Source organism: Clostridium sartagoforme (genome assembly GCF_039521405.1).
Classification (GTDB): domain Bacteria; phylum Bacillota; class Clostridia; order Clostridiales; family Clostridiaceae; genus Clostridium; species Clostridium sartagoforme.
In genome coordinates this window covers 25,779-34,258 of sequence record NZ_BAAACH010000027.1, presented here as the reverse complement: position 1 = coordinate 34,258, position 8,480 = coordinate 25,779, and the positions used below count along the sequence as shown (strand labels likewise).

Sequence of the window (8,480 nt, the reverse complement as noted above, 5' to 3'; positions counted from 1 at the left end):
TAACATAAAAAGTGCATAAATTCCTACATTTTGATGTTGGAACTTTTATGCACTTTCATATTAACATTTACAGTTATACGTAAAAAAGTATATAAGCATAAGTTTAAACCTGCGTCAGTAGCGAAGAATATATTGAATAGAGAATTTACGGTTACTAGACCATTAACGAAGTTATGCATGGATATAACATATATTCCTCTAGATAAATCTAGTCGTCGATTTTTATATTTAAGCGCAGTAAAAGATTTATATAATGATCAAATTATTGCTTATAATATGAGTACTAGGAATGATGTGAAATTGGTTAATGATACATTAGAACAGCTATATAATCTGCCATTGAAAAAAGGGTGTATATTGCATACTGATCAAGGATTTCAATACACAAGAAAAGAATATTGCGATGATTTAAAAAGGCACAGTATTACACAATCTATGTCCCGTCGTGGGAACTGTTGGGACAATGCTCCTATTGAAATATTTTTTGGACATTTAAAATCAGAATTAATATACTTAAGCAAAACACGAGAAACAGAAAAATTAATAAATGAAATCAATGAATATATTTGGTTTTATAATAATGAGCGAATACTACTAAAATACGGCATGAGTCCTATTCAATATAAGTCTCATGCCGCATAAAGAGTCTTTTTTCTATTGTCTACTTGACAGGGTCAAGTTTAGTAGGAGTTTTCTGAATCAAATAATTAACAGTAATTTTTAAAAAGCTTCATAATATAATAACTTATACTTAACATTTATTCGACTATATTTTCTATTAATCTATCTTTTATAAATCATCTATAAGTGCTCCTGCTTTAGCATATGCTGTTGATTTAGCTTCAAAAAAATCTGTTTTAACTGAATTTGCATCTGCTAATATATCTACCCAAGCAGCAGGATTTTTTTTGTACCCATCATATATTGCATCTAATCCTATTGCTCTCATTCTTAGGTTACCTAGATATTTTATATAATCATTAATTAAGTTCCTATTTATTCCTTGAATATTATCACCTATAACATAATTTCCCCAAGCTATTTCATGTTCTACCGCTGTTTTCATCATTTCTTTTAATTGCTCTTTTAAATCTTCTGTAAATATTTCTGGTTGTTCTACTTGTAATTCTTTTAGTATATTTCTAAATAACCAAAGATGTGTATTTTCATCTCTATTTATATATCTTATTTCTTGTGCTGAACCTGGCATTTTTCTATTTCTCTCTAAATTATAAAAGAACATAAATCCTGAATAAAAGTATATTCCTTCTAGGATATAATTTGCCATTACAGTTTTTACAAGATTTACTTCTGTTGGATTTTCTAAAAACTTATTATATAAATCTCCAATAAATTTATTTCTATCTAATAATATTTTATCATTTTTCCATTGATATAATATTTCATTTCTCTTTTCTGGTGAACAAATTGTATCTAGCATATAGCTATAGCTTTGCGAATGAACAGCTTCTTGGAAAGCTTGTATAGTCAGACATAAATTCACCTCACTGGCTGTTATATAGTTATTTATATTAGATAAATTGGCAGTTTGTATTGAATCTAAAAATATTAAAAAAGATAATATCTTATCATAAGCTGTTCTTTCTTCATTTGTTAGCTTATTATAATCTTTCAAATCTTGAGAAAGATTTATTTCTTCTGGAATCCAAAAGTTATTCATTGCTTGTCTGTACCAATCTGACACCCAAGTATATCTCATATTATTAAAATCATTTAAGTTAGTAGTATTTCCGTTTATCATTCTCTTTTTAGATATTTCTGTATCACCATATTCATTAAAAAGAGGTTTCTTATTTATGATCATTTCTATTCCTCCAGTTCCTTTATTTATATTATGCTGAACAACTTTCACAGTCACTTACTGATAGGGATTTTGAACGTACATAGTATATTGACTTCACTCCACATTTGCATGCTTCTATATATAAATTCATAATTTGTCTCATAGTGTAATTAGTTGTTATATATAAATTAAAAGATTGGCCTTGATCTATATGTCTTTGTCTTACTCCATTCATTTCTACACACCACTTTTGATCTATGTTATATGCAGAGTTATAGTACCAATAATTTTCTTCATTTAGATTTGGTGCAGTTTTTGGTATTATACTTCCCTTTTTCTCCTCTAACCAAAATCTAGACATTACTGGATCTATCCCCTCAGAAGTTCCTGCTATAGTTGCCGTTGATCCATTTGGGGCTACAGCTATCAAATATCCATTTCTCATTCCATAAGTATTTATATCTTCTCTTAATTCATTCCATTTTTCTGAGTTATATCCTCTAAATTCAAAGTAATTTCCATTATCCCAATCTGAACCTTCAAAGCATGAATATCGTCCTTTTTCTTTTGAAATATTCATGCTCGCTTTTATTGCGTGATAATTAATTCTTTCATAGACATTATCTGCAAAATCTTTATGTCTATCTTCTGTCCAGTGAATTAAATTATTTGCTAACATATGGTGATATCCGCTTGTCCCAAGCCCTATTGCTCTATATTTTTTATTAGTTACTTCTGCAAATGGTACTGAATAATAATTTAAATCTATTACATTGTCCATAGCTCTTATTTGAGTTTCTACAACATATTCAAGTTCTTTATCATTTTTAACGTCAACATTACCTAAAACTACTGAGGATAAATTGCATACTACAAAATCACCTGATTTTGTTTTTTCAATTATTATTGAATCTCCATTTTCATCTTTTATTTCGCTTTTTTGTATATCCATAGGACTCATATTTTGCATAATCTCTGTACAAAGATTTGATGAATAAATCATCCCTTTATGTTTATTTGGGTTCATCTTATTTACTGTATCTCTATAAAAAGCAAAAGGTGTTCCTGTCTCAGCTGCACTTTTTATTATTAATCTAACTATTTCTTTTACAGACATAATTCTCTTACTTATGCTTTCATCTTCTACACATTCATAATATCTTTTTTCCCACTCTTCTCCATAAAAATCTTCTAATGAATATCCCTTTGCTAATCTAATTTCATGAGGACACATCATATACCAATTTGCATCTATATCTGTTTCTGCAAGCTTCCAGAATAAATCTGGATAACAAAGTCCAGGAAAGACATCGTGTGCTTTTTTTCTATCATCTCCATTATTAGTTTTTAATTGTAAAAACTCTGGTAAATCCTTATGCCATGCATCTAACCATATAGCTACCGATCCATTTCTTACTCCTAGTTGATCTACTGCTATTGCTGTATCATTAAATAATTTTACCCATGGTATTACTCCTCCGGAAGCCCCCTTAAATCCCCTTATAGGTGATTCCAAAGCTCTAATTTTACCAATATATATTCCCATTCCACCACCGAACTTTGAAACCTCTGCAAAGTTGTCAATGGATTTATATATCCCCTTTAAACTATCTTGTACTGTATCTATGAAGCATGAACTCAATTGATAAAATGGCTTTCTAGCATTAGACATTGTTGGTGTTGCCATCGTTGCTTTAAGTGAGCTTAATACATCATAAAATCTCTTTGCCCATAATACTCTTACTTCCTTTTTTTCTGGAATTGCTAAGTGCATTGCTATGCCCATAAACATCTGTTGGGGAAGTTCTAATGTTCTTCTATCAAAATCTTGAATTAAATATCTACTTGCTAGAAGGTTTATTCCACTATAAGTAAATAAAAAATCTCTCTCTGGCTTAATAGCTTTTTCTAGTTCTAATATATCTCCCTTGGTATAATTTTCTAATATGTATTTTCCGTAAAGGCCCTTGTCTGTTAATTTACTTATGAAGTCATATAAATTTTTATATAAATCTTCTTCCTTATTTAAATTTCTATTTTTTCGTATTTCATCATATAGCTTTAAAACGTAAAGCTTAGAAGCTGCCTTTTGCCATTCTGGTTCTATATCTGATGTAAGCTCTAAAGCTACTTGTATTACAGAATTTCTTATTTCATCTTCTCTCATGTTAGGCCTAATTATATGATTTAATGCATCTATAAGTCTTTTCTCTGTATAAACCTCACTATCATCATCTATTCCACCTATCGCTAATCTACATATATTAAATAAATCCATCCTATTATTCCCCTTTCACTATATATGGTATATAAATTTTATGCATTTTCCACCAATATACAATATATAGATATTATAATTTCAAATTTTTCCTTTGTAAAATTTAATAAACTATTGCTAGAAAAGAAAAAAAGGAGGTATTCAATTAATATCTCCTTTTTTCATATATAATAATAGTTTTATGAATAATTTTTATTCTTTAGTATTTAAAACCAAATAATATTAATTATTTTATTTTTGTTAGCCACTCTTCTTCTTTAAATCCTATTAATATTGTATCCTCTTTTACTATTATAGGCCTTTTTACTAACATTCCATTAGAAGCTAATATATCTAAAAGTTCATCTTCTGGTAATGCTTTAACTTTATCTTTTAATTGCATTTCTCTATACAACACACCTGAAGTATTAAAGAATTTATTTATTGATAGATTACTCTTAGCTAACCATTCCTTAAGTTCTTCTTTAGTTGGGTTCTCTTCTGCTATATGCCTATCTATAAATTCTATATTATTTTCAATTAAAAACTTTTTTGCTTTTTTGCATGTAGTACATTTGGGGTATTCAATAAATAAAACTGACATTTTATCACTCCTATATTTAGTTATTATTATTTAATTATTATTATATATTCTTCAATTAATAAATGAAACATCTACCTCATACTTCCTTAGCCGGGCTTTCTCACTAAATTCAGTCATCATTACACTCAACTTCATTAAGTGTTCAATACCTCTACATCATTACTATTTTTTATAAAGTCATTAATTAATATCCTTATATGAGTAAAATATAAAAATTGAAAGCATGTATATTATTTCTTAGGTATAATTAAATATATTTTAAACATATCTCCTTCTACTTCTATTTTTATGCTACCATTATGAAGCTCAACTATACTTTTAGTTATGGCAAGGCCCATACCAGATCCTTCTACTGATGAATTTCTTGACTTATCTGCTCTAGCAAATCTTTCAAATATATCTTGAGTATTAAAATCCATTTCATAATTAGATATGTTTTTAAAAGAAACTTCAACTGAGTTTTCTCTAGCATTTATATCTATATACACCCTAGTATTATTTAAAGAATATTTTAAAGCATTTACAATTATATTTTCAAATACTCTAGACATTAATTTACCATCTAGATCAACAAATATTTCATCCTCATTTGAGCTTACTTTAAACTCTAAGTTTTTTTCTTCATATAAATTTGAGTATTCTCCAACACCTTGATGTACTAATGAAACTATATCTATTTCCTGCTTTTCTATTGTCATCTTTCCACTGTTCAACTTTGATACTTCAAATAAGTCTTCTATAAGACTTTTTAGCCGTTTAGAATTTTTATCTAATATAGTCAGGTAGTCTTTTTTCTCCTCATCTGTAATATTTCTGTCATTTAATATATTTACATAGTTTATTATTGATGTTAAAGGAGTCTTTAGATCATGAGATACATTTGATATAAGCTCAGTCTTTAGCTTCTCATTTCTTATCTTTTCATTTAATGCTATTTTATAGCCGTCTTTTATTTGATTTATATTATTTACTAATTCTTTAACTTCTCTTTCTCCAATATTAGTTAAATTATATTCTAAGTCTCCTGCATTAATTTTTTTTAATCCATCATTTATTATAGATATATCTAAGCTTTTCTTTAATGAATATAATACACACATTAATGGGATTAGAACTAAAATTAAAGTTCCTTTAAATGGGTACTTACTTAAAAATGTTATTAATATATTTTGATTTCTTATTCCTGCAATTAAATATAAATAAACCAGTATTACCCCTACGGATCCACTAATTGAAATTATCATTTTATTTCTTGTATTTTTATACTTATATCCATACTTCAAAACATAAAAAAGCCTTTTTAAAACTTTTATTTCTAAATGTATGTTACTACTGTTAAATATAGAGTTTACTATTATTTTTAATAAAAGAAGCATAGTAAATATAGTTGATAATATCATACTCCTTGCAGTTAAAGATTCAGTCTTTATAAGATAAGAGTACACACTTGGATCTCTATAATATATCTCTATATATTTATCTATATTTTGCTTTGAAATTTTCTCATTTGTACTTTCTATATAGTAATTATATATATCCTTATTATCTATTCTAACAGAAGAAAACTTAAATTCCTTTAAATAATCATTTATCTTCTCTTCTAATAAGGCAACAGTATTTTCTTTAATTTGTACAGATTTATATAAATTAACATCGTTAGTCGTAAATTCTCCTGTTTCCTTATTCATTAAAATATAAAACAAGCTACCATAAAAATAGTTATTTTGTGATAAATGTTGATTTTTATATTCTAAAATACTAATATCTTCTAAGTTATTTGTATCAGTATATATTTCTTTTGATAAATCTTTACTTTCATAATATATCATTGATTGTATATATTTATCTTTATTTAATAAAGCATCAAAAGTTCCTGCTCCTAATTCAGCAAACGTATTGTTAAAGGATTGGTAATATCCTATAGTTAATGTCACTAATGAGACACATACTACTAGAATTTCTATACCCCATACACCTGTTATGTATTTTTTAATCTTCTCTTTCAATTTTATATCCAACTCCCCACACTACCTTTATATATTCAGGGTCCTTTGTATTGAGCTCTATCTTTTCTCTTATTCGCCTAATATGAACAGTTACTGTATTTTCACTTCTATAAAATGGTTCTTCCCATACTTTTTCATATATTTCCTTAATTGAAAAAACTTTTCCTAAATTTGAGGCTAACAGTTGAAGTATCTTAAATTCTGTTGCTGTAACTTTTACCTCTTCACCTCTTAATAATATTGTTTTTTCTTTATTATTTATAACTAAATCTTTTACCTCTATTATATCAGGGCTTTCACCTTCTAATTCTAGAGGTTTTTGATATCTTCTTAATTGAGATTTAACTCTAGCAACTAGTTCTAAATGATTAAATGGTTTTGCTATATAATCATCTGCTCCAACATTTAAACCTAATATCTTATCACTATCCTCGCCTTTAGCTGATAACATTATTATAGGTAGATTTTTCTTCTCCCTAATTTTTAAACACGTCTTGATTCCATCCATTCTAGGCATCATTATATCTAATACTATTAAATGTATTTTTTCCTTATCTAATACTTCTAAAGCCTCTATTCCATCTCTAGCTTTAAAAACCTTCATTCCTTCTCCTCTTAAATATATATCTATAGCATCTCTAATTTCCTTTTCATCATCAACTACTAAAACATTAAACATACTTTCACCCCTTGATTTATTTCATCTTATAAATATAATATCTTATATTATGATATTTTACTAATTATAAAAATTACATTTTTATTAAAATAGCCTATTATATCTATAAGTTATTATTAACATATTTATATATTTAATATATAATCTTATTGTATATTTCTAATAGATAAATTTAAGGAGTTTAATATGTTACACAAGTTCTCAATCAACACTCACATGATCCTAGATTTTATTATTATTTTTTTGGGATGTATAATAGCATCCTTAGGTGTTAATTTATTCTTAGTTAATGCTCAATTACTTAGTGGTGGAGCTACAGGGGTCGCACTTATTTTACAATACTTATCAGAGATACCATCTGGAATATCTGTATTTATAATTAATATTCCTTTATTTTTCCTTAGCTATAAAATGTTAAGTAAAAGATTTACTTTATATACTGCAATTGGTATGATTTCTTTATCAGTTGCTCTTATCATAACTAAGCCTTTATCTCATTTAGTAAAGGTAGAAGATATATTACTTTATTGTATTTATGGTGGAGTTTTATGTGGATTAGGATATGGTTTAGTTTTTTCAAGAAACGGATCAACCGGTGGTACTGATATTATTACTATGGTTGTTAGAAAAAAGTTTTCTAACTTTGAAATTGGTAAACTTAGCTTTGCAATTAACTGTGTAATAATTTTTATAGGAGCTTTAATATTTGGACTTCCTAAGGCTCTTTATACTTTGATTTCTATATTTGTTCAAGGAGCTATTGTAGATAAAGTTATAAATGGATTTAACAGTAAGAAATTATTGTTAATATTAACTGAAAAAGAAGATGATATTATTCAATATGTTATTAAGGATATGAATAGAGGTGTTACTTCACTTATAGCAGAAGGTGAATATACTCATAAGCTAAAGAAAATGCTTTATATAGCTGTAACTTCATCTCAAATGGTTCATTTAAAAAGCAAAATTCTGAGAATAGATCCTAAAGCATTTATTACAATAATAGATGTTTCTGAAGTTAATGGAAAAGGATTCTATAAAATTTAAATATATAACTAAACTATAGACATATTATGCTCAATTCTCCGTCACTTCGTTCCAAGTCGACTTTCGCATTAATGTGTCTATAG

Annotated in this window: 7 protein-coding genes; 2 read left to right on the top strand and 5 right to left on the bottom strand. The window is 27.0% G+C overall.

The window, feature by feature from the left end:
- The first annotated feature begins 33 nt into the window (after positions 1-33).
- On the top strand, positions 34-642 hold the full coding sequence (locus tag ABDZ60_RS11700) for an IS3 family transposase (RefSeq protein WP_343778287.1): 609 nt from the start codon (positions 34-36) through the stop codon (positions 640-642).
- Positions 643-790: 148 nt separating this feature from the next.
- Here the strand turns inward: ABDZ60_RS11700 and ABDZ60_RS11695 are convergent, their stop codons facing one another.
- From ABDZ60_RS11695 to ABDZ60_RS11675, 5 genes are all read right to left on the bottom strand, one after another.
- Positions 791-1,825, bottom strand: coding sequence for a ribonucleotide-diphosphate reductase subunit beta (locus ABDZ60_RS11695; RefSeq protein WP_016205860.1), 1,035 nt, complete (start codon positions 1,823-1,825; stop codon positions 791-793).
- Positions 1,826-1,853: 28 nt separating this feature from the next.
- A complete protein-coding gene (locus ABDZ60_RS11690; protein ID WP_016205861.1) occupies positions 1,854-4,082 on the bottom strand; it encodes a ribonucleoside-diphosphate reductase subunit alpha in 2,229 nt (742 codons plus the stop codon).
- Positions 4,083-4,308: 226 nt separating this feature from the next.
- Complete coding sequence (locus ABDZ60_RS11685; RefSeq protein WP_016205862.1) at positions 4,309-4,665, bottom strand: Spx/MgsR family RNA polymerase-binding regulatory protein; 357 nt, start codon at positions 4,663-4,665, stop codon at positions 4,309-4,311.
- A gap of 230 nt (positions 4,666-4,895) precedes the next feature.
- On the bottom strand, positions 4,896-6,671 hold the full coding sequence (locus ABDZ60_RS11680) for a sensor histidine kinase (protein ID WP_156174263.1): 1,776 nt from the start codon (positions 6,669-6,671) through the stop codon (positions 4,896-4,898).
- Positions 6,655-7,350 carry a response regulator transcription factor gene (locus ABDZ60_RS11675; RefSeq protein WP_016205864.1) on the bottom strand — a complete coding sequence of 232 codons (696 nt, stop codon included), beginning with the start codon at positions 7,348-7,350 and terminating at the stop codon, positions 6,655-6,657. Before ABDZ60_RS11675 ends, ABDZ60_RS11680 begins: the two co-directional genes overlap by 17 nt.
- Positions 7,351-7,536: 186 nt before the next feature.
- On the opposite strand from ABDZ60_RS11675, the gene ABDZ60_RS11670 reads away from it, so the two are divergent.
- The gene (locus tag ABDZ60_RS11670; RefSeq protein WP_046999993.1) at positions 7,537-8,397 is read left to right on the top strand and encodes a YitT family protein; all 861 of its coding nucleotides are present in this window, start codon (positions 7,537-7,539) and stop codon (positions 8,395-8,397) included.
- Positions 8,398-8,480: the final 83 nt, after the last annotated feature.

Excerpts from the sequence above, each read along its gene's own strand:
- ABDZ60_RS11700 (WP_343778287.1), top strand. The coding sequence starts at position 34 with ATGTTGGAACTTTTATGCACTTTCATATTAACATTTACAGTTATACGT.
- ABDZ60_RS11695 (WP_016205860.1), bottom strand. The coding sequence starts at position 1,825 with ATGATCATAAATAAGAAACCTCTTTTTAATGAATATGGTGATACAGAA.
- ABDZ60_RS11690 (WP_016205861.1), bottom strand. The coding sequence starts at position 4,082 with ATGGATTTATTTAATATATGTAGATTAGCGATAGGTGGAATAGATGAT.
- ABDZ60_RS11685 (WP_016205862.1), bottom strand. The coding sequence starts at position 4,665 with ATGTCAGTTTTATTTATTGAATACCCCAAATGTACTACATGCAAAAAA.
- ABDZ60_RS11675 (WP_016205864.1), bottom strand. The coding sequence starts at position 7,350 with ATGTTTAATGTTTTAGTAGTTGATGATGAAAAGGAAATTAGAGATGCT.
- ABDZ60_RS11670 (WP_046999993.1), top strand. The coding sequence starts at position 7,537 with ATGTTACACAAGTTCTCAATCAACACTCACATGATCCTAGATTTTATT.